Annotated in this window: 22 protein-coding genes; 10 read left to right on the top strand and 12 right to left on the bottom strand. The window is 52.2% G+C overall.

The features are described 5' to 3' along the window. Nucleotides 1-97: 97 nt before the first annotated feature. Nucleotides 98-1,219, bottom strand: coding sequence for an AIPR family protein (locus HEP89_RS15795; RefSeq protein ID WP_168692472.1), 1,122 nt, complete (start codon nt 1,217-1,219; stop codon nt 98-100). 646 nt (nt 1,220-1,865) lie between these two features. Here HEP89_RS15795 and HEP89_RS15790 point away from each other — a divergent pair. From HEP89_RS15790 to HEP89_RS15780, 3 genes are all read left to right on the top strand, one after another. Beyond that, nucleotides 1,866-2,432, top strand: coding sequence for a hypothetical protein (locus tag HEP89_RS15790; RefSeq protein WP_168692471.1), 567 nt, complete (start codon nt 1,866-1,868; stop codon nt 2,430-2,432). 330 nt (nt 2,433-2,762) lie between these two features. Continuing rightward, nucleotides 2,763-3,830 (top strand): caspase family protein, encoded by a 1,068-nt coding sequence (locus HEP89_RS15785; RefSeq protein ID WP_168692470.1) that lies wholly within the window; start codon nt 2,763-2,765, stop codon nt 3,828-3,830. Between the two features lie 628 nt (nt 3,831-4,458). Further along, the gene (locus tag HEP89_RS15780; protein ID WP_168692469.1) at nt 4,459-5,481 is read left to right on the top strand and encodes a GSU2403 family nucleotidyltransferase fold protein; all 1,023 of its coding nucleotides are present in this window, start codon (nt 4,459-4,461) and stop codon (nt 5,479-5,481) included. Between the two features lie 169 nt (nt 5,482-5,650). On the opposite strand, the gene HEP89_RS15775 is transcribed toward HEP89_RS15780, so the two are convergent. Next, nucleotides 5,651-5,923: a hypothetical protein gene (locus tag HEP89_RS15775; RefSeq protein ID WP_168692468.1), complete on the bottom strand. Its 273-nt coding sequence runs from the start codon at nt 5,921-5,923 to the stop codon at nt 5,651-5,653. A gap of 379 nt (nt 5,924-6,302) precedes the next feature. Here HEP89_RS15775 and HEP89_RS15770 point away from each other — a divergent pair, with 379 nt between their 5' ends. The 4 genes from HEP89_RS15770 (at nt 6,303) to HEP89_RS15755 (ending at nt 11,978) form a co-directional block, all read left to right on the top strand. Further along, complete coding sequence (locus tag HEP89_RS15770) at nt 6,303-7,301, top strand: TerC family protein (protein ID WP_168692467.1); 999 nt, start codon at nt 6,303-6,305, stop codon at nt 7,299-7,301. Nucleotides 7,302-7,546: 245 nt separating this feature from the next. After that, entirely contained in the window at nt 7,547-9,436 is a 1,890-nt protein-coding gene (locus HEP89_RS15765) for a ParB/RepB/Spo0J family partition protein (RefSeq protein WP_168692466.1), read from the top strand. 479 nt (nt 9,437-9,915) lie between these two features. Further along, on the top strand, nt 9,916-11,271 hold the full coding sequence (locus HEP89_RS29735) for a DUF3560 domain-containing protein (protein WP_168692465.1): 1,356 nt from the start codon (nt 9,916-9,918) through the stop codon (nt 11,269-11,271). Nucleotides 11,272-11,339: 68 nt separating this feature from the next. Next, complete coding sequence (locus HEP89_RS15755) at nt 11,340-11,978, top strand: methyltransferase type 11 (RefSeq protein WP_168692464.1); 639 nt, start codon at nt 11,340-11,342, stop codon at nt 11,976-11,978. A 290-nt stretch (nt 11,979-12,268) separates the two neighbouring features. Here the strand turns inward: HEP89_RS15755 and HEP89_RS15750 are convergent, their stop codons facing one another. After that, nucleotides 12,269-13,315 (bottom strand): restriction endonuclease, encoded by a 1,047-nt coding sequence (locus tag HEP89_RS15750; protein ID WP_156912452.1) that lies wholly within the window; start codon nt 13,313-13,315, stop codon nt 12,269-12,271. 165 nt (nt 13,316-13,480) lie between these two features. Here HEP89_RS15750 and HEP89_RS15745 point away from each other — a divergent pair, with 165 nt between their 5' ends. Continuing rightward, complete coding sequence (locus tag HEP89_RS15745) at nt 13,481-14,113, top strand: tyrosine-type recombinase/integrase (RefSeq protein ID WP_077292263.1); 633 nt, start codon at nt 13,481-13,483, stop codon at nt 14,111-14,113. A gap of 448 nt (nt 14,114-14,561) precedes the next feature. Here the strand turns inward: HEP89_RS15745 and HEP89_RS15740 are convergent, their stop codons facing one another. The 3 genes from HEP89_RS15740 to HEP89_RS15730 all read right to left on the bottom strand — a co-directional run bounded on the left by HEP89_RS15740 (nt 14,562) and on the right by HEP89_RS15730 (nt 15,547). Beyond that, nucleotides 14,562-14,942 carry a DUF6481 family protein gene (locus HEP89_RS15740; RefSeq protein ID WP_062487924.1) on the bottom strand — a complete coding sequence of 127 codons (381 nt, stop codon included), beginning with the start codon at nt 14,940-14,942 and terminating at the stop codon, nt 14,562-14,564. A 36-nt stretch (nt 14,943-14,978) separates the two neighbouring features. Next, on the bottom strand, nt 14,979-15,203 hold the full coding sequence (locus tag HEP89_RS15735; RefSeq protein ID WP_062487923.1) for a hypothetical protein: 225 nt from the start codon (nt 15,201-15,203) through the stop codon (nt 14,979-14,981). Between the two features lie 134 nt (nt 15,204-15,337). Continuing rightward, nucleotides 15,338-15,547, bottom strand: coding sequence for a cold-shock protein (locus HEP89_RS15730; RefSeq protein WP_062491466.1), 210 nt, complete (start codon nt 15,545-15,547; stop codon nt 15,338-15,340). A 351-nt stretch (nt 15,548-15,898) separates the two neighbouring features. Between HEP89_RS15730 and HEP89_RS15725 the strand changes: the two genes are divergently transcribed. Next, nucleotides 15,899-16,234 (top strand): hypothetical protein, encoded by a 336-nt coding sequence (locus HEP89_RS15725; protein WP_208997673.1) that lies wholly within the window; start codon nt 15,899-15,901, stop codon nt 16,232-16,234. A gap of 453 nt (nt 16,235-16,687) precedes the next feature. Here the strand turns inward: HEP89_RS15725 and HEP89_RS15720 are convergent, their stop codons facing one another. From HEP89_RS15720 to HEP89_RS15695, 6 genes are all read right to left on the bottom strand, one after another. Beyond that, nucleotides 16,688-16,954, bottom strand: coding sequence for a DUF1488 family protein (locus tag HEP89_RS15720; RefSeq protein WP_077292262.1), 267 nt, complete (start codon nt 16,952-16,954; stop codon nt 16,688-16,690). Next, nucleotides 16,945-17,400: a hypothetical protein gene (locus tag HEP89_RS15715; RefSeq protein WP_168692463.1), complete on the bottom strand. Its 456-nt coding sequence runs from the start codon at nt 17,398-17,400 to the stop codon at nt 16,945-16,947. The genes HEP89_RS15720 and HEP89_RS15715 overlap by 10 nt, the downstream gene beginning before the upstream one ends. A 304-nt stretch (nt 17,401-17,704) precedes the next feature. Further along, on the bottom strand, nt 17,705-17,914 hold the full coding sequence (locus HEP89_RS15710; RefSeq protein ID WP_168692462.1) for a hypothetical protein: 210 nt from the start codon (nt 17,912-17,914) through the stop codon (nt 17,705-17,707). A gap of 15 nt (nt 17,915-17,929) precedes the next feature. Then, complete coding sequence (locus HEP89_RS15705; RefSeq protein WP_077292259.1) at nt 17,930-18,283, bottom strand: hypothetical protein; 354 nt, start codon at nt 18,281-18,283, stop codon at nt 17,930-17,932. A gap of 38 nt (nt 18,284-18,321) precedes the next feature. After that, the gene (locus tag HEP89_RS15700) at nt 18,322-18,582 is read right to left on the bottom strand and encodes a hypothetical protein (RefSeq protein WP_077292258.1); all 261 of its coding nucleotides are present in this window, start codon (nt 18,580-18,582) and stop codon (nt 18,322-18,324) included. 374 nt (nt 18,583-18,956) lie between these two features. After that, nucleotides 18,957-19,691: a Crp/Fnr family transcriptional regulator gene (locus HEP89_RS15695; RefSeq protein ID WP_077292257.1), complete on the bottom strand. Its 735-nt coding sequence runs from the start codon at nt 19,689-19,691 to the stop codon at nt 18,957-18,959. A gap of 152 nt (nt 19,692-19,843) precedes the next feature. On the opposite strand from HEP89_RS15695, the gene HEP89_RS15690 reads away from it, so the two are divergent. After that, complete coding sequence (locus HEP89_RS15690) at nt 19,844-20,080, top strand: hypothetical protein (protein WP_062487915.1); 237 nt, start codon at nt 19,844-19,846, stop codon at nt 20,078-20,080. Nucleotides 20,081-20,236 lie beyond the last annotated feature (156 nt).

The raw sequence follows: 20,236 nt of genomic DNA, 5'->3' as shown, positions 1-20,236 counted from the left end.
ACGCTGGCTATGGACATACAACAACGAGCGGCCCAACATGGCCATCGGCGGTATAACGCCTGCAATGAAACTGAAAACAGCAGCCTGAAGTCCAGTTTTAAAACCCACCAAAAATGGGATGATTACCAGTGCTCTGATTGTTGGATGCTACAATAATTTGATCCCTTAGCTCGGTATCCTCAGAAACTACCACCTTAATAAAAATGCTCTTGTCCGCTGAGACTTCCGACCCGCTCGAGAAGTGATTAAAAATTGTTTCTGAGGTTTGAAGGCCGTTGATAATTTGAATGTCCTGCATCACCATCGACTTTCCCGTGATCGTGGCCTTGGTAGCAAGAATAGTAACTCCGTTGTTGAGCCACCAGAAGTCGGGTCCTTGGTTGTTGGTAAGCGTGTTTGTTATGTCGAGGTTGACTTTGTTTTCACCTAAATAATCGCGGACATTTGAATCCAGCAAATACCTGCGTAGATTTCCGTTTTCATCAGTAATGAAGTTGAAGTAGTCTTTTAGCTTGCAGAGAATTATGTGGCCATCGACATCGCCTGACACCTGACCTGAGAAAGGGATTTCGAGAGTGAATGTTTTGGTCTGGCGAAAGAGCTCAACCAGCTCCGGCGCTCCCATAAAATCAAAATCGCATTTTGCTTCGCTAAACAGTTCAAGAAGTATCCGCTCAATCTGATCTGCTCTGGCACTTACACTTTCTCCAAGTTGATCAGTGTTTCCGCGTGATGCGTATACTACTCTGAACGAAAGCACCGGCCTTTGAATGGCCAACTTCCGATAGGATTTCGAAAACAGCCTTCTAAACTCGAGGATTTTTTTGTTGTAGCTGCCAGCAAGCTGTTCTTCCGAAAGGCTTAAGTCAAATAATTCTTGTAGAGTGGCGACAATAGTATTGAGAGTAGCTTCCTTGAAAGTATTGTGGTGCTTACAATTGATCAAGAACACTTCCATCCGAGCGCCAGATTTAGGTAGAGAACCTTCGTCACCGCCGCACAAGTGGCCATTGATGAAAAGATAGCATCCGTCGATCCCGCCGTCGTCTCTACCATCAGTGTGACCGCTCTTTAGCTCGTCTCCGCTAAGGTCGTAACTCTTTAAGATTTGTTCTAGACAGAACAATTCAAATCGCTCGCCAATATCCAAATTAACAGAGCCTTCAATCGGATACTGTTCAATTATCCCATTCAAAAGGTATTCGTCGTTACGCGGCACCGCTTTGCCCCTATGTTATCGAGACTTGTTTCACTAATTGCGCTGATCGAGCCTGCATGTCGACAAGTGTGCCCAGGTAAGCTCGGTTCTTGCGGTGTTCTCTTTGGATACACAAGCGTCGGCCACTCTTCATTACACCACCCAAGTTCCTTCAATCTGGTTATGCGCGCAAGTCGCCTAGCCTGAGCGCCGTGACTGAAGGGGCATGAGCTGTCGCAAATAACCAGCGAATGACTGCAAAGTGGGCTGCAACCGCAGCATCGAAACAGATTGTCGAAAGTCCGCAAAGGGCCGAAAGTTACCACAGAAATTGTCCTAACGAATTTCGGACTAAGGACGCAAAATTCCAAAACCCGACCGTCGGCTCTCGGCTCCAAACCAGTCTTGTCGCCATACGAAAAATGGTACAGCAGAGTGCGGGAAAGTTAGCGAGCGCCCCCTTAAAAATCCTCATTTCTCCGACGTCTTCAAAATGGTGTACTCTTATATTTTTTGATAAATCTCGAATAATATTGACCTGAATGTTTCGTTTTTACTGATTGGCGCAAAATTAAACGCTTCTCCTGAAACCTCTTTGCACAACCAGAAAATTAGAAAATTCTCGATATCTCTTGTCAAAACTCATTCAATTCAATGACTTGTTTGGATGAGTGACTACAAGTTCGTACAATACCCAACGTATTTTGATATGTGGCGACAACTTCGGATATTCTTTAGGACAACTACTGAGCTGCTCGTGATCCGTCGAGTAGCAGAAACCTGGGAGGAATTGCACGAGGGTTTTGCGCTCTACGGCGTTGAACTTCGCCGGCGTGGGGCTGGGTTCGTGTTCCGCGACATCGGCACCGGCACCATGGAAAAAGCCAGCGCCGTTGATCGGCTGTTTTCGAAAAAGAACCTTGAAGACAAGTACGGCCCTTATCGCAAACAGGACCGGCTCGTTGATCCGACAAAATCCAGATCCAAATACCGCCGCCGTCCGCTCGATCCGCGCCTCGAACGACATCCCGCCTGGAAACGCATGACCGGAGGTCACACCGGCAAGCGGGTGTCCTGGCGCCGGTTTCTGGAGCAACAGGCCGGTGTCGATGCCGAGGCCCGCGAAGCGCTCGAGCTGCAGAAGTCATACCTCCAGATTATCACTGGACAGGAACCGAAAAAAATCCGCACACGTCAGATTAGGCCTCGGAAATCGAAAGGGATGTCCCGATAAACTTATGGCGCTTCAATTTGAGCTGAACTTCCGATTGATCGAAGCAGTTTTCCTAGCCGGGTGCAGTCACATAGAAATTTTATCACCGGAGCTGCAGCAGTTACGCGCCTTGATTTCGCTGTTCAAAGTCTGAAACAAAAATAGCGGTTCACTCCACGTTGTATGTGGTTCTCAACCAATCCGCCGGTTAAGCTTACCTGCATCCGCGCAGATCTGCGGATACTCATTTGGCGGAACGGGAGCCTAGTGACTATGAAGTGTCTTCTCGCGGTTCTGACAAGTCTTCTTCTGTCCTTCATGGCGTTACCGTCTGCCGAGGCTGCACAGAAGGTGGCACTGATCATCGGCAACTCGCACTACTTAAATGTTAGTCCTCTCGACAATCCGGTCCGCGATGCTGATTTGGCGGGCCGAACGTTCTCAGCCCTCGGTTTCGAGAGTCAGGTAGTTCTGGATGCCGACACGGAGAGTCTGCGACATGCCCTTCGAAATTTCCAAACAGCTTCGAAAGGGGCGGAAGTCGCGGCCATCTTCTTTGCGGGCCACGGGGTACAGGCGGGCAACGTAAACTACCTGCTGGCAACAGACACGGGCGCCGAAAACAAGGCAACTTTCGAGAACACTGCCGTACGAATGGAAGAATTTCTGGCCGCTTATGCGCAGAGCGCGAAGGTCAAGTTGCTCATTGTCGATGCTTGTCGCGACAACCCGTTTGCTTCCACTCGTTCGCTCGAAAAGATCTTTGATCCCAGCGCGAAGGGGTTGTCCCGGGTCAACCATCAGCTTCAGGATCTGATGGTGATCTACTCCGCTCAGCCGAACCACCGGGCATATGACGGCGAGGGCAATAACAGCCCGTTTATGGAAGCTTTCTCTTCTGTTTTGACGGCCAAAGAAAACGTGCAGTTGAGCGATGCACTGATCGACATTACCAATTTTGTGCGCACCAAAACGGCGAACAAGCAGCTGCCCTATACCGAAGGCACGCTGTCCGTTCACGTGCAACTTACCCTGGAGCAGCCTCTGGAAAAGGCCTCGGAAGAGGATGTGTGCCCGGCAACAGGAAAGGTGATCGCTCTAGAACGTGTCGATGACTATCTGGAGTTCGACACTGGGCCAGAAAGCCTGATCATCAACGATGCGGGTAAGCCGGTATTGGAAGTCTGCCTTCGCGAAGGGGCAATCCTGGTTCACGGAAGTTACAACGAGATCTTCCCTGCCGCGGACCTCCGCAACTCGGAAAACGAGGGCTCCGGCTATTACTTCAAGACACAGGACGGCAAAGACGCCCACCTGTGGTTTTACGCCGATCCGGACGACCCAAATGCCGCGGCTCAGGTCGGGGTGTATGTAGGTGACCAGGAGGTCACCTGGATCACTACCGGCTGGGTGTTCTGATCAGTTACTCGCAATAGATGGCGACGCGGGGACGTACGCCCTAGCTCATATCGACCTGGTCGGATATCGAAAGACACCCGGCCAGGTCATTTTGTTGCAATGAATGCACGGAACCATCGACCGCTATTAATGTCTTAACAATATGTAAATATTAACAACTAACCCTACGGAAATAAACTGACTGACAGTTGAGATATCCAAGTGCTCGCGCGCTCCTTGAATTATCAATAAGCCATTATTAAAAATAACAAATCTGACATTTCTATCATTTTGAGATTTTAATCCTGGAATTGCAACGCGTTTAATATTCAAAAATGATTTAGATAAAATGTTTTACATATTATATTAACAATAAATAGAAATATAAATATTTCGACCATCAGTCACACTTAGAAATAAAATTCGTAATTTTGACAAATTTATACTTTCGCAAAGTTACGGTAATATTTCTGAGCACCTTTGATAATGTGCACTAGAACTGCAGCGTGCTCTTAAGATATTCGCCTGACAATCGAGCACGCTGCTTTTTCATTCTGAAACAGTTTCTGAACAATACCCCACAAAAAATATTTTGTGGGGTATGAAAGATGATACACTTACCCCACAGAGAAAATTATGTGGGGTAAATATGTCCGTGAGCTATCATAGCGCAATCGGTATTGCAGCTTGGACTGACCTGCGACGATCTTTGATTGACCGTGCTGTTTCGGACCTCCGAGGAGTGCCTCGATGCAAAACTGTCGGCGCAAAAACCTATTGGTATGATCACTACCGACTTGGGAACAAAACGGTCGATCGTTACCTCGGAGAAGACACCTCCGAGCTGCGCAACCGATTGAATCGGCAAACTGAAATCGCAGATGCCGCCAAGCAGGCAGATCTCGAGCGAGCCAGGTTGATGCGTGTGCTGCGGGCCGAAGGGTATCTGTTCGCGGATGTAGGATCCGGTCAGGTTGTCTCGGCAATGGCGAAAGCCGGTGTCTTTCGGCTGGGAGGTACGATCGTCGGCACGCATGCCTTTCGCTGCTATGAAGGAGAGCTTGGCGTCCGGATTGGTTTCGATCAATCGGCAACAACAGACGATATCGACATCGCGAGTTTTGAGCGCTTGTCCCTGGCTCTCGCTGATACAGTCGAACCGCCGTTGCAAGAGGTGTTTTCCGAACTCCACTTCGATCCATTGCCAACGCTTGAGAGCGGCAAGACCTGGCGTTGGCGGCAGTCAAATCGCCAGACGTTGGTGGAATTCCTGACGCCTTCATTTGAAGAAGACGAAGGCATCCGCGATCTTCCAGCCCTAGGGGTCAACGCTCAAAGTCTGCATTTTCTCAATTACCTGATTGCCGACCCAATTCGAGTACCCTTTCTGTATAGATCTGGAGTGTTGGTGCAAATCCCGAAGCCGGAACGCTTTGCAGTTCACAAGCTGATTGTCGCTGACCGAAGACAAGGCGGACCTGACGCGCTCAAAGCACACAAGGACCGCGCGCAGGCGGCATTCCTGATCGAAGCCTTGAGCGAAACCAGGCCCGACGATCTGGTTGAAGCGTACCAGCTGGCGATTGAATCCGGTTCAGCGTGGCGAACGAGGATCTTCGCGAGTCTGCAGCGAATGCCAACCACAGCCAAATTGCTTCAGTCCATGCAATGAGTTCGTACACTTGCAGGTTCGATCTCGGAACGCCGGCAATCACGTGGCCGAAGGCAGTTGTGCCGTCGAACGAATTGCTGACGTTTCTTTGACGGATTTGCCTCGGCACCTCCTTGCGCAGGTAGGACCAGTAGACCCGAGCATCAGATCAATCGTGTTGGGAAGAGATTCAATTGTTTGCCAGATCCGTTTCGGCCTCGAACGCCAGAATACCAACCCGTGCACATGCCCAGGCTGTCGGTATCAAGATCAACGCATTGAGAATGGCAAATGGGACCAACGAAAGCCTGAAATACCCAGCCAACGCCCATAGAATTAGGAACGCGAAGGTGAGGAGTAGCGTGTCGACCAAAACGACTGCTGACACAAAGCCAAACATAGTGCCAAAGGTGATCAACCGTTTCGGTTGCTCACCTTCATTGTCTTCAATTTGAGAGGACATAATTACCATCCAGGAGATATCTGAAATCTAGCGAGAAGGATTTCCTACTTCGCTAAAGTTCAGCATTCGAACGGTCACTGACCGTCTGAGCTTTCAGATAATTCGCTCCAGGCCACGCTTCCATTAGACTAAAAAAATAGTTTCAGCATCATCTGCGGTCAAACATTTGACTTTATTTGGGAGAGCAAGTTTTTCTCTGTTTATTTGTTTTTTACGGAAGTAGGTTAGCGCCCAGTGCAGAGGTTTTTCTCAATTAGCCACTTGCAAAGCCGTATTATCCGTCCCACGTCCTTTCAGCGCGATTTGAGCGCGCCCTGCACGACTATCCAGCCCTTTTCTGTGCTCGGTGTCAGTTATTGGCGCTGGTGGAACTAAAATCATGAACCTGTTGCTGACGGAAGTGATGGGTGAACCGATATGGATGTGGGGAACATTCCTTGCACTCATGCTTGGGCTGCTCGTTTTCGATTTGGGCGTTCTACACCGCCGTCCACATGAGACTGGTCTTAGAGAAAGCCTGCTTCTTTCCGCGTTGTACATCAGCTTGGGACTGCTGTTCAGCCTTTGGATCTGGCAGATGCTCGGCGCTCACGCCGCGATGCTCTACCTGACAGGCTATGTCGTCGAAAAGAGCCTGTCATTGGACAATGTGTTCGTCATTGCCCTTATCTTCAGCTACTTCTCGATACCAAGAGCTTATCAGCACAAGGTCCTGATCTGGGGGATTGTGGGGGTAATTGTCTTGCGCGGTGTGATGATTGGCGCAGGTACGGTAATCGTCTCCCACTTCGAGTGGGTTTTGTACGTCTTCGCAGTGTTTCTCATATTCACTGGCGTCAAGATGCTCTTGAATGGCGATCATCAATTTGAAGTCGCCGACAACCCAGTTCTCCGGTTGTTACGTAGATGGTTGCCACTTTCGTCCGATCTCCACGGACACCGGTTTTTCATCCGCTCCGGATCGAGACATCTTGCAACACCATTGCTGTTGACGCTCTTCATGGTCGAAACCGCCGACCTCATTTTCGCAATTGACTCTATTCCGGCGATTTTCTCGATTACGACTGATCCTTACATTGTCTACACGTCCAACATTTTCGCAGTCCTTGGGCTTCGAGCGCTGTATTTCGTACTTGTGGTTCTCATCGCTCGGTTCACCTATCTAAAATTTGCGCTATCGCTGGTTCTGGTGTTCATCGGCAGCAAGATTTTCCTCGCTGATTTATTCCCTCTGGAGAAATTTCCACCAGCTTTGTCGCTGGTGATCACGGTGCTGCTAATCACCGGTGGGATTTTGCTTTCGTTGTTTTCACAGCGACCACCGGAATGTTCTCCAATGAGCGCTACAAATCCGCGCCCCACGAGACCGAGCAAGTAAGCCCCAAAGGTATCCGCCTGGCTGCGCCAGTCATTGACTTTTTTGAAGGGGCTCCGCCCCCGACCGGTCAAGGATGAACCGCAAAGCGGCCGGAAAAGCGGCTTCCCCATGCTCCGCGGCTGCGCCTTGTGCGCACGGGGATACCCCTCCTCTTTCCGGTCCCTGACCGTCCTCCCCCGTTTCCGGCGACGCGGAAAATGAAACGAGCCATATCGGCGAAGTTTCGGGAAACAGGAGCAGACCCAATGACCAAGACCAAAGCCACCACCAACGAAATCAAAGTCGCTTTCAAAAAGCTCGCGCTCGACCCGAAGAACGTCCGTAAGAAAGCAGATCAGAACGGCATTCAATCACTTGCAGCCAACATTGCGGTCAATGGCGTGTTGCAGAACCTGATTGTCCGCCCGGATGTGAAACGGGGCCACTATTTGGTGACCGGTGGGGGCCGCCGCTTTCGAGCCGTGGAATATCTGATCAAGGAAGGTGTACTGACGATTGACTATGAACTCTCCTGCCAGGTCAGAACCGAGGAGGAAGCAACCGAACTCAGCCTTGCCGAGAATGTCATGCGCGAAGCCATGGACCCGGCAGACCAGTTCCGCGCCTTCAAAGTTTTTGCCGATGAGGGAACGGCGGTGGAAGAAATCGCAAAGCGCTTTGGCACTACCGCGTTGATCGTCACCAAGCGCCTGAAACTCGCCCGTGTCTCTCCGGTTCTGTTTGAGCTTTTCGAGAAAGGTGAAATGGAACTGTCCCAGCTTCAAGCGTTCACCGTCAGTGACGATCACGAGGCACAGGAACAGGTCTGGAACTCACTGCCACGGCATTACCGCAACGGTTATGACATTCGCCGGGCTTTGACCGATGGCAAGATCCCCGCATCCGATAAGAGGATCCAATTCATCGGTGGTCTGGACGCTGTGCGCAACGCAGGTGGCATCGTGATCTGCGATCTCTTTTCGAAGCGTGACGGCGGTTATGTCGAAGACGTTGCTGTGGTCGAAAAACTGGTGAGCGAAAAGATCGAATTGGTGACTCAGGAAATCGCTGCCGAGGGCTGGAAATGGGTTCGGTACCATGCTGAGCTTGATTACACTGCTATGCAGGCATTTGGGCGGGAGTATCCGAAGCAGCCGCAGTTTTCCGACGAAGATCAGACAGAGCTTCGGCGCTTGCAGGCAGAAAGTGACGACGCGGCCACTCGCTACAACGAAACAGGCAACGAGGAAGACCGGGTGGCCTTCGAGGTTGCTGACGAGGCAATTGAGAACCTGCAGGCAAAATACGTCGCTGAGTTTTCCGGTGATCAGAAAGCGGCTTGCGGCACCATCATTTCAATTGGCTATCATGGTGAGCTGCGCGTAGAGCGCGGGCTGATCGACCCGGCAGATGCAAAGGCTAAGCCGGCCACCAGCGACAAGGCTGAAGAGAAGGAATTGGATACCGCGTCCCATTCCAAGGCATTGATTGCCGAATTGACAGCCTGCAAGACCTCCGTGCTGCGCATGGAGTTGGCAAAGAACCCTGATGTTGCACTCGCCGTTGCAGTTCATTCCATGGCGATCAAGACGCTCTATAACCACAGCGCGGCCCGGGACAACGGCACGATTGAAATCAGCCTCGACAGCGCGTGCCTGGAAAGCCAGATCAAGGACGCCGGACGGTGCAAGGTTCTGGATGCGATTGAGCGCCAGCGTGAAAGCTGGAAATCGGTTCTGCCTCTTGATCCGGCTGAACTCTGGAACTGGTGTCTGAACGTCTCGCAAATGACCCTGCTGGAGTTGCAGGCCTTCTGTGTCGCCCAGACCATCAATGCAATCGAGTATGGCGAGGGTTACAACAAAACTGGCGTCGATCACGGCAACCGGATCGGATTGGCCCTTGGCACAGATGTCACCGAGCACTTCCATCCGACTGCCGAAAACTACTTCTCCCGAGTGAAGCTCGAAATCATTCACCAAAGCCTTGTTGAGGCTTGCGGAGAGGAAACAGCGGCTCCTGTTCGCAAGATGAAGAAGAAGGAAGCCGCAGCCTATGCCTACGACAAGGTAGCAGGGACCGGCTGGGTGCCAAGTCTGATGACATTCTTTGACGGCACTCCTGTGCCTGAGGAAATTATCGAAGCGGCAGCGTAACGCTGCCCGGTGCGGCCAGCCCTGTGATAATCCCCGCGTGGCTGGCCGCTTCCATAAGGAAACAGTCCCGCAAATTTCATTCTTGTTTTCTGGGAGAATGAACCGGCCCTGACGGGCCGGGCAGATTGTCAGCTGAGGGGCGTTGCCCCGGTGGGGAGCGGTCCAGGTCCTCCAAAAAACAGGATCGCGCCGGTAAACCGTCCCGATCGCGTTCCTCTCCCGAACCTGACCCGCTCCCCTATCGCATAATGTCCGGCTGTACACCGGTCACTTCTCTTGTAAGGGGCTCCGCCCCCGGCCGATCAAGGATGAACCGCTAGGCGGCCTTTAGCCGGGTTTCCCCACGCTCCGCGGCTTCGCCTTGTGCGCGCGGGTGATACCCCTCCCCGCTTCCGGTCCTTGACCTGCCGCCCCCGTTTCCGGCGACGCGGAAAATGAAACGAGCCAAACGGCCAAGTTCAAGGAAACGGAGCAACCTCATGAGCCAAGACAACTACACCGCAACCTATAGCCCGGAAGACAACAAGCTACGTCTTTACGCAGATCGCAGGCTAGACGCCGAAACATACGCACACGTCAAAGAGATGGGGTTCAAGTGGGCACCGAAACAGGAGTTGTTTGTTGCTCCCAAATGGACCCCGGCACGCGAAGACTTCCTTATAGAACTGGCTGATGAAATCGAACCGGAGATGACCACGCTGGCGGAGCGGGCCGAGGCAAAGGCCGAACGCCTCGATGCCCTTGCTGATAAACGGGACCGTGAATCAAACGCCTTCATGCGGGCCGCCGACGATCTTTCCCAGGCATTCTACATGGGCCAACCAATTCTTGTCGGGCATCACTCCGAACGCAAGGCACGGAAAACCCAGGAACGCATGCACAATGCCATGGACAAGTCGGTCAGGGCCGCAAAATCGGTTCAGTACTGGCAATGGAAGGCTGCGGGCGTTGAACGTTTCGCCAACATGAAAAACAATCCTCGCGTCCGTGCCAACCGCATCAAAACCCTGCTGGCCGAATTGCGCGACCATCAGCGCGCGCTTAATCACGCCGCCCTTTGCGTGAAGGTTTGGGAGAAAGCCACAAGCGACGAAACAATCGCCAAACTCTCCGGCATGCGTCTCAAAACTGGTGATCTCTGTTACTGGGACCATCAACGCGCCTTCCGTGATGGCTCCATGACTGCTCAGGACCTGCGGGAAACCTCAATGCGCAATGCTCAAAAGATCCTGGACAGCGAGACTCGTCGCCGCTGGATCGATCACATCTTGAACCGGCTGGCATACGAACGTGATTTGCTGGGACCGGTTGAGCGATACGAAGGAGAGATAACGTCCGTCATTCTGCAAGGTTTTGCCCGCGAGCACGGCGCGCACAAGCCTAATGCCGAGGTCAACGAGACCGGCTTCAAACTAACGAGCTCGGCACCCTTGCCGCTGCATATTGCCAATGCGGAATCGCTCGACCTTAGCGCGGACGATTGGCGCGACCTGATGCAAGCAGTCGGTTATGTCGTTCCGAATAAGAAACCGACACTTCCGCCTATCCTCAATTTCAGGGCCGGGAACCGGAAAATCGTCGCGGCGACAGGCAATATCTACGGTCGGAAGGACGCCTTCCGCCAGATCGAACTCACCAAAGTCCAATATTCCAAGATCTGGCAGGACCTGCGAGGCACCCGAACCAGCGCGTGCGGTTTGTTCCGGTTCAAGATCTGTAAGGATCCGACCAGCACAGAAGCCTATTACATGCGCCCATGGGTGGCAGTGTTCCTGACAGACTCAAAGGAACATCCGGCACCGGATGGCTTCAAGGAACGGTCCGACAGCGTTTGACAAAAGGACTGCCGAGGGGGCCTTCCCCCTCGGCTTTGACCAGACGCCAATTCTCCAACAGGCTTGCAATGAAAAAATCCGTCTATTCGCGACCGAACAAACCCTTCTTTGTCTCCGTTCAGCACCGGGCCAGCCGCGACATTCCCAAGGCTCTGGACATCAAAAAACCTCTTGTCATCGACAAAGCAAGCGAGTGCCACGTGACACCCTGCAGCGTGGCCCACCGCATGGTCGAATACCTGGGACCGCCAGGAGATTTCTGTACCCTGGAACCGAGTGCAGGCACTGGCGCACTGGTATCGACACTGCTGGCGAACGGATACCCTTCTGAGAAAATTTGCGCTATAGAGCGCCACCACAAGCTTGCCGCCCACGTGGAAACGCTTGGTGTCCCGGTGATTCAAACCTGTTTTCTGACCTATGCCGAGGAGGTCAAAGGCAGGGCTGAGTTTCAGCGAACTGTCATGAACCCGCCATTTTCGAAGGTTCTTAGACATATCGAGGCGGCCATGTCGCTCCTCGGGCAGAACGGCGACAGCTTGCCAGCTACGCTTGTCGCCTTGGTTCCGGTCACATTCGATCATGATGAAACTGAAACGCTTGAAACTTTACCGGAAGATACGTTCTCGACATGTCGGGTGCGGACCAAAGTTATCCGTTTCATTCAAGATGTTGACGAAGGCAACAGACGTGAACGCAACAGGTGATGTATTTTGGCAGCCATAGAGCCAATCTGCAGAACTGAACTTTCAACTGTAACGCGATGCTTAAAAAGTTGAAACGGGGCCAGGAACGGATTGTCGGCTTACGTGGCGCGTACGGGGTCTAACTGACATTCGTTGATCCAGCCTTCGTTGGCAATTTCGGCCCACTGCTGCCGTTCGTCAGTTAAGCAGAAGTTGCACTGCGGCTTCGCATAGCAGCCATTCGCTGCGGCTGCGTTGTCTGCCTCGCTGCCAAGGCCCACTAAGCGGACAAAGTTGCCATTGGCCGAAGGTCAGCTATGAACTGCTTTATCCAACGGGCCTACAGCCTTAAACACACACTTCATCAACTGTCCATAGTCCATCAAGTTCAAAATATATGAATTAGATGATTGCAATGCATTTGCTCCAGAAGTGAAGGTAGATGTAGTCACCAAGGTAGCGCCATTGCACAAATCCTTGGTCACGGTTCCAAGCAAACTTCTCACAATTTCCACTCCAACTGGTCTATCAGGACCAAACCTTTTGCACTCGAAAATCTGAGCCTGTGTCCCTAACACTCCCTTCGCTCGTACAAATACATCAAAGCCACCATCTGATGAAGACGCCGTAAGTTCGCAGTCACAGCCAAGTTCTGAGAAGACAGAATAGACAAGTTTCTCGAAGTTTCTTGAAGACATTTTGAACAGAGACGTCGGATCTAAAGCAGCGCTTTCCAATATTTTTTTCTGAGCCGACCTGCATAATTCTGCTGACTTCTCGTCATTTACAAGTGCTGCAATCGAGTACTGGTCAACACAAGCATCCAGCGTCTCGTATGCGTCAGAAACATCAGTATTTGATAGGCTTTCCAAAGTCTCATTATTAACTTCACCGAAGTTACCGACAAGCTCACTGGGGTCAAAATCGTCGGGTAAGTTCTGTGCGCAAATTTCGCTTAGGGCTTCGTGTCTCAATTGAGACGTGGTCTTATCGGTCGCTTCAAAAAAATCTCCACGTGCCGTCAAATGCACCTCGTTCTCTATGTTGAAAAATGCAGCCAAGAATTTCATAAACGCCTGCGGAAAAGTAAACGAATTCTCGTTGAGAAGAACCTCCGCAGGCAGGCGAGATAGCAAACGCTGAAGCCGCGAATTATTCAGCCCGGTTTCTTCCATGAGTTTCGCCAAGAGGTCGTGATTAACTACGTCCTTGCGTAAGAATCTCACGGACAAATTGCGAAAGCTCGGATGAACCACCAAAGGTTTATTATCAATCACTCGTCGAAAAGCGTCGGGAACCGGAAGGGTATTTTTCTCTCCGAGTTTCTCCAGATGATTACCCTGAAATCTACGGGTCATGCCCACCACCCACTCGCTACCTTAACCGGACTTTAGCCGCACTTGATCTAACTAGCAAAATGGGCTCCATGCAGCCGTTGTCCGCTTCACCAGGAATGGACATATCATAGCTTGCTCGAATGTCGCGAGTGTTGCGGTGGGTAGGAGTGGTTCGGAGGAACCGCTATGTCTACTTTCAACCTGCCGATGGTGGTGCCCGCCAAGAAGGCATGGAACCACGGTCGCATTATCGGTCAGAAAAGGCCACTGCTCCCAAAACATGTCTGGGCGATCCGCGTTCGCCTCGAACTGGCCGGCGCCGTCCGTGATCTGGCGCTTTTCAATATGGCAGTCGATAGCAAACTGCGCGGCTGCGATCTGGTCCGACTGAAAGTCGCGGACGTCTTCTCGGCTGGCGCAGTCAAGGAACGAACCTCGATTTTGCAGAGCAAGACAAAATCGCCGGTGCGGTTCGAAATCACCGATGGCACCCGAAAGGCCCTCATGGAGTGGATCAGCAATCCGGTGATGACCGGTCACGAGTACCTCTGGCCTGGCCGTTTCCATGACCGCCCGCATATATCGACGCGGCAATACGCTCGTCTCTTGAAGGACTGGGTGCGCTCGATCGGCTTGGAACCGAGCGCGTATGGCACGCATTCCCTGAGACGGACGAAGGTCGCCCAAATCTATAAAAAGACCGGCAACCTGCGAGCGGTTCAGCTTCTTCTCGGCCACACGAAGATGGACAGCACCGTCCGATACCTCGGCGTAGAACTGGAAGACTCGCTAACGATCTCTGAAGGCGTAGAGATCTGACGAAAGGGCCGGTGGTAGCACCGGCCCGTTGCGGTCATTCAACACCAATTGGTCCAAGGGCAGCTTCGGCCCCCATTCGGGTTTACAATGACTCGCGCTCAGATTCGAAAACCGGATTTTCGTTGCGTGGAGAACAAAAGAGCGAAATGCGCCGCCAATTCAGCCATCGCACGCGTTCGCCCGCTACGTCGAAGCGGCCGACTGTTGAATGGATCCAGATCCATATTTTCTCTCGGCTGAGGTCTGCGACCGCCCAGATGGTCCGACATAGGTCGGATAATCACCCAGGCGACTGAACTTGACGCAGGCGTCAGCCGGCCGTCGTGGACAAGGTGCTTCCGTTGGCGCACACGGCGGACGCCTTGGCCTGTGTCGAGACCGGACTAGCTGAGGACTAGGTTGCGGTCATTCTCAATAGGCAGCAGCACGACCATGCGTCATGACAACTTCAGGCCTGACGTGCCTTTCGATTTGCGTAGCGCCGGTCACGTTCAGCTTTACGAGCTGCGTCGTCCTGCAGGACCCGCTCGATACGGGTTTTGTCAGCCAGCTCGCGCGCATCGATTTCAGCTCTGGCTGCGGCAGCAACGGCGGCATCTCTTGCTGCTGCTTCAGCGGCAACGCGATTTTGTTCTTCAAGTTTCGCCTGCTCGCGCTCGGCTCGGCGCTGTTCACGAGCTTCGGCGATCATACGCCGCTCCGCCTGTTTGGCTTCGCGGGTCGGTTCGGCAGCCTCCTTGGCGGCACGAAAGGCCTCAACAAGGGCTGCCTTGGCGTCCTTCGCAGCGCCGCGGCGGTCGGTGTGTTCGCTATTTGTAATTCTTTTCAAATCTCAATTCCATTTGACGGGATACGTATAGCGGCTTCAGGACTTTCGTGCCCGTTTCGAAGCCGGCTTGGTTCCTGAGGCCAGACTGTCTCGCAATTCCTTGGCGAGCCGGGCCTCCCGCAATCTCTGAGTCTTTTCGTTGCGGGCAATTACGATCGAGTTCAGGTCTTCAATCGCACGTTGGCGTTCGAAGAGTTGCGACTGGGCTTTACCAAAAGCGGATTCGGCGTGCTGGCGAAGTTTGCTGTAGTTCTCGGACATGGCTTTCCTCGTAGAGGCCGCTCACCAGTGAGCAGTTACGAAAAAGGCCAGGCAACTTGCCTGGCCTTGCTTGGTCTCATGCTTTCGACAGTGCCAGTACATCCGTGGTCAAGGGAAAGCAGATTCCGGATCTATCAGGCGGCCTGCAGATTGCAGGCAGACATCTTGCCCGACTTGGTGTCGCGCTCCATGTCGTAGCCGATTTTCTGGCCTTCAACGATTTCGTGCATACCAGCACGCTCGACAGCGGTGATATGGACGAATGCGTCCGGGCCGCCGTTGTCAGGCTGGATAAAGCCGAAGCCTTTGGTAGAATTGAACCATTTTACTGTGCCAGTGGTCATGATGAACCCTTTCATAGCATAGAGAGAGGAACCGGCAAGCAAAGGGCTCGCAGGTGGTGATAACGATGCTTTAAAGGGAGGGTTCGTTAAGAACGCGGTGCCAATCGCGTTGTAACCAAAGCTCGGCAAGAAAATATCGATGCCGCATTTCTATGGGTTTTAAATGAGAATGTCAACTACTGGTTTTGGTCTTCTAACGCTGAAAATATGGACTGTTTCACCACGAAAAGCAAAAGTGAGCCATACGGCGCAATAAAACCACATGATAATTGTCGCGTTATTTTATCATGTTTTTTTGAAAATAAAGAGGGAAAGAGATTTATTGAATTTATGCTTGCGGACACTTTGCCCTTGAGTGGCACCGTGTTGCACGGATTCAACAATATCAGCATCAAGCAATGTCCAGTTGTACTCGCGAAAATTCACGAGCGACCGCTGCCCTCCTCAGAGCTGTCTGCTAACAACGCGGAGTGGATCGGCTGCCTGCGATTGAACTCGCTCCAGTCGCGCGATCCGATGAAAGGCTGGCGCCCGCGCACGCTCTTCAACCTGTACCCGTGCGACCACACTAGTGTGGCGATTGGCGCAGCTTTCGAGGAAATGGACGAGGGCGAACCAGACATCACTACCACGCGCAAAGTGGAGCTGGCCGAGTCTTTCCGGTTCATGGTCCCATTTTACCCCTGAGAAGACGCACATCCGAACTGACATGCGTCGGTGTGCAGGCGAAGCGGACGCGGGAATTCTAACTCTGTTCGCCATCCCGTCTCTGTAAGCAAAGAGCTTCAGCTTACTCAAGCACGAAAAATTTAGCGGTATTTTGCAGGCCAGCATCTTTCCTCGATCACGCCAAAGTCACTTTTTCTTGTTACCTGCGACAGTTGCCGAAACACCCCTGGTCAGGGCTGGTGTCGCTGGTTGTGGCGTTTCTGTTTTCGTTTGCACCTTCTTAGGTTTCCTTATTTCCCGATTTCCGCGTTTTTGCCCTTTGGCCATATAATCTTCTCCTGTTGAGTGAGCCGAGTTTGTTCGAACCATTCGATGGGTATGGCTCTTTCCCACTGAAATTGGCGGAATGTTGTAGTGCGAGATTTCCGGTTGCGTCTGACGACCTGTGCCGGATCCCGGGCAAAGGGACGCCTACTTAATATCGGCTTTCGTGAGCACGACCGTGGCCCTGCGTCTGCGCGAATAAGTCTTGCTGGTATGCCGCTCGATTGCAGCTCGCAGGCCATCGAATGCTGCCAGATAGTGTATCTCTTCGGAAAGCCGCTCTTTTGTCATCGCCTGGAGAATAGCGACCTCAACGAAAACCGAGATTTCGAATACACCATCGTATCCTGTGAAGCGTATGGATTGCTTCCCTGGATCGTAACTTCGGCTATGATTGGGAAATGTCAATGCCATTGGTGCAGCTCCTCCGATGACTGTGGCGTGTGAACGATCCAGGTCGCAAATGCTCCGTGTTTTGTGGGCAAGGTGTGGGTCTTCACGATGAATGGAGACGTCATGGCGCGCAGCAATGCACTGTAGTTGAGCCTGAAGGTTATCTCGGAACCCACGGTCGCCCCATGCTTTCCGGTGTCCAGTATCAGATGGTCGCCGCTTGCCCCAAGAACCTTAATTTCCGGCGCAGCAGTCAAACCACAAGAGTCGATGTCCTGACGACCCAAGGCCAGTATAGTCCGCAACGCTTTTCCGTCACGTTCATCGGCCGGCGGTGTGCCGAATGCCGACTGAACGATCTCTCCACAGAGCGTGAATGGCTTTGTCTTAGCCTCGATGACTTCCGCAACCAGAGAAATGGCATTTGTATAGAGGCCTTCGATCGGCTTTCGATTGAGAGGGGCCAAGCCAAGCAGGATAGATTCTCCGAGGCGACCCGAAAGCCCTGTTGGTGGGATTGAATGAAATCCAGCCTGCTCCTGGCACGAAAATCTCAACCCACCCATAGGCCCGAACCGGGAGTGCCGTTGTTTTCCAGTGCCATGGCAATTCTTTCCTGAGAATTGCATACGCGCCAGCTGACCGGGACGAAATGCTCTCGTTCTGTAAGGTGGATTGTCAGAAGTTCGTATCGCCCGCCTGACCCCGAGAAACGCTTTCTCCCTAGTTATTTGATCAATTTCAGCCAAGATAAGCCGCAGGGCTTCGTTGTTATTTCGGTTCGTCCAACATGATCTGCATGCCTTCATTTTCCGCTGCCTGGATCGCAAAAGTCTCCCTTCGGCTATTTCGCGGTTTGTGACGAAAAAAGTCCCTGAGTGTCGGGCCTTCCTTCACATAGAAAGCAACAGTATCCACTGCGGCATGATTGTGAAGTTGGAGATCCTCTGCGGACGCCGAACCAGGTTTGTTTTCTGACATGATGTGCTCTCCCGATCATGACTTGTCGAGTTCGAGTGCATCCAGGCAGGCTTTCGCCAAATCTCGGTCTGAGCTGTCCGAACCAGGAACTATCGCCCACCCAGTTTCCATGAGTGCATTCCAGCGCTGGTACGCAGCGGTTTCACGGATCTTTTCCAGCTTTGCTACACGTTCTGTGTCGGTGTGGGATAGGTCGATGCAAACCGGTACCAGCGCTGCAATCACTTCGTCTCGTGACTGCGTGTTCGCCATTTTTGTTGCATTTCCACCCGTTACCCAACCACCCCAGGAAAATCCTACCGCGCTCACTGCAACGGCTCCGATCAATACGCCAAGCGTTACAGGTTTCAGCCATTCGGGAGTATTCATTTCAGGTCCTCCTGCGGAGAAACGTCCGCTTCGCTTCGTTAATTGTCTTGAAATGCAAGTTGATCCAGACTGAGTACGGCTGCCAAATCTTCGCCGGAGATTTCACGCATCTCGGTCTTGCCCCGTCTCATGACGATCAAATAAGTTGCCGTCTTTCTGTAGGCCAGAAAGCTCACTCCTTGCAGTTCCTCCTCCTCGACCAGCACCTCGTAGGCGCCGGCTGGTAGAATTTCTGAACGGCCCTTTAGTGTGAAAGGATGGCAGAAAGTCACCGTCGACCTTGTCGATCGCATGTTCATCTTGGTTGCTGCCGATCTGTTTGATAACTGCGTTGCAAAATCGAAATCGTAGTCTTTTCAGGGGGGATGTACCCTTAGACCCGATCTTGCTGATAACTTTACACGGCGCTTCGATGACGCGCGCTGATCCAAGTTAGCCTGAAACCTTTTATGCCTTCGTGTCCGCTAGCTGTTAGCGCTGCTTTTTTCGGCAATTTTTGCATGCCGGTCTGTTATGCGCGTGAACCAACTGTTTGCAGTCAGGTTCCCGTCGGCTTGGCAGATCTCGATTGTCAGCCGAAAGCTGGGCTAAAGGAGAGATTTAGCAAAATCACAAGCAACGCGCGACAGATTGGAAGAGATCAAGTAGCTGCCGGTTTTGTTTTATCTCGTAGCTATTTTAACAATGGACCTTCGTGGTCGAGATATGCCTCGTCGAACTCTGCTATTTCGACGAGACGAAGCCGATTATCGAACGTCACGTGACCGTTTCTAAATGTGAGCAATCTATCTTCGCGCAATTGTCGTAGGACACGATTGACATGGATTGCGCTTAGTCCCAGTGCGTCGGCAAGATGATACTGTGTCAAAGGACAGTCGAAACCTGCCCTGCTCCCCATGCCGACCAGAGCCAATCTGGCGCCGAGTTCAAGCAGAAAATGCGCAAGGCGTGCACCTGCGTCGCGACGACCGATATTCACCAGATGCTCAACCACCATTGCCTCATCTCGCGACGCAGCCCACAGGATGGCGTTTGCCAGGCGAGGCGTTTGCGAGAATGCTTGAAACAAATCGCCTGCCAGAACCTCGACAGCCTGGATGTTGGTTACCGGTTCAAAGCTATGGTCGGAAGTGCGCAAGAGCACACTGCGCAAGCCTAGAAAATCACCTGGGATCTGGAAGTCTATGATCTGGCGCGTCCCATCCTGCTGAATCTTATAGGAGCAGACCCAACCCTCTGAAAGAATGTAGGCTGCCTGCTCCGATTGACCTTGCTGCACGAGGTCTCGCCCCGCTGCAAAAGACCGGCGACGTTTATGCAATTGTTCCAAAACCTCGAGCTCAACCGGCGACAACGTGACGTATCCGGCCAACTTGCGGGTAAAGGGACTATCTTGGATGTCGTTCAAGTGGCACCTACCGGACCGGTAGTGATTTCTTGCAATGGTCTGTGCTGAGACTGCTTTCGATCAGTCCAGCTTAGGGCACTTCCTGCGACAATGGTAATTTCATGAGGCCTCAAGCCTATTTTGGAATTCAATTCCGACAAAGGAAAACTGCAATGTCTGACCACGCAGACTATTCGGGAATGGCCGCTCTTTCGATCTGCGAAGCACTTCTGCTTGCCTTGAGCGATCATAAACTTCTCCCCGAACACGAGATTGTAGGCGTCCTGCATGATGCCGCAGCCGCTCACGAGAATGCCCTGGGTACAGAAGCCGAAAGAAAAGCGCACCAGGCGGTTGTGAGCTTGATAAGGCGTATCATCGCCGGAGGAAACTCGGTTCGGAGCGTCTAGCAGAGGGCAAACTTTGTGGGACCTTCCATGCTTGTCGTCAACGAATGTCACCCTCTATGTAGCACTTTTTGAATTTAGAGAATGCAATTGCATTGTTATGCATTGAGCTTGAATTACCAAAATTTAGAAGGTTTTATATGAAATAAAAATCAACAT

Origin of the sequence: Labrenzia sp. 5N (genome assembly GCF_012395805.1) — a bacterium.
Classification (GTDB): domain Bacteria; phylum Pseudomonadota; class Alphaproteobacteria; order Rhizobiales; family Stappiaceae; genus Roseibium; species Roseibium algicola.
Note: the sequence above shows the minus strand (reverse complement) of the source record. Positions and strands in the feature narration are given on the sequence as shown.

Coding starts and splice junctions, on each gene's coding strand:
- HEP89_RS15755 (WP_168692464.1), top strand. CDS start 11,340: ATGAAAAAATCCGTCTATTCGCGACCGAACAAACCCTTCTTTGTCTCC.
- HEP89_RS15730 (WP_062491466.1), bottom strand. CDS start 15,547: ATGACCACTGGCACAGTAAAATGGTTCAATTCTACCAAAGGCTTCGGC.
- HEP89_RS15720 (WP_077292262.1), bottom strand. CDS start 16,954: ATGGCATTGACATTTCCCAATCATAGCCGAAGTTACGATCCAGGGAAG.
- HEP89_RS15750 (WP_156912452.1), bottom strand. CDS start 13,315: ATGACCCGTAGATTTCAGGGTAATCATCTGGAGAAACTCGGAGAGAAA.
- HEP89_RS15780 (WP_168692469.1), top strand. CDS start 4,459: ATGTCCGTGAGCTATCATAGCGCAATCGGTATTGCAGCTTGGACTGAC.
- HEP89_RS15745 (WP_077292263.1), top strand. CDS start 13,481: ATGTCTACTTTCAACCTGCCGATGGTGGTGCCCGCCAAGAAGGCATGG.
- HEP89_RS15700 (WP_077292258.1), bottom strand. CDS start 18,582: ATGAACATGCGATCGACAAGGTCGACGGTGACTTTCTGCCATCCTTTC.
- HEP89_RS15710 (WP_168692462.1), bottom strand. CDS start 17,914: ATGTCAGAAAACAAACCTGGTTCGGCGTCCGCAGAGGATCTCCAACTT.
- HEP89_RS15765 (WP_168692466.1), top strand. CDS start 7,547: ATGACCAAGACCAAAGCCACCACCAACGAAATCAAAGTCGCTTTCAAA.
- HEP89_RS29735 (WP_168692465.1), top strand. CDS start 9,916: ATGAGCCAAGACAACTACACCGCAACCTATAGCCCGGAAGACAACAAG.
- HEP89_RS15690 (WP_062487915.1), top strand. CDS start 19,844: ATGTCTGACCACGCAGACTATTCGGGAATGGCCGCTCTTTCGATCTGC.
- HEP89_RS15705 (WP_077292259.1), bottom strand. CDS start 18,283: ATGAATACTCCCGAATGGCTGAAACCTGTAACGCTTGGCGTATTGATC.
- HEP89_RS15735 (WP_062487923.1), bottom strand. CDS start 15,203: ATGTCCGAGAACTACAGCAAACTTCGCCAGCACGCCGAATCCGCTTTT.
- HEP89_RS15770 (WP_168692467.1), top strand. CDS start 6,303: ATGAACCTGTTGCTGACGGAAGTGATGGGTGAACCGATATGGATGTGG.
- HEP89_RS15775 (WP_168692468.1), bottom strand. CDS start 5,923: ATGTCCTCTCAAATTGAAGACAATGAAGGTGAGCAACCGAAACGGTTG.
- HEP89_RS15790 (WP_168692471.1), top strand. CDS start 1,866: ATGAGTGACTACAAGTTCGTACAATACCCAACGTATTTTGATATGTGG.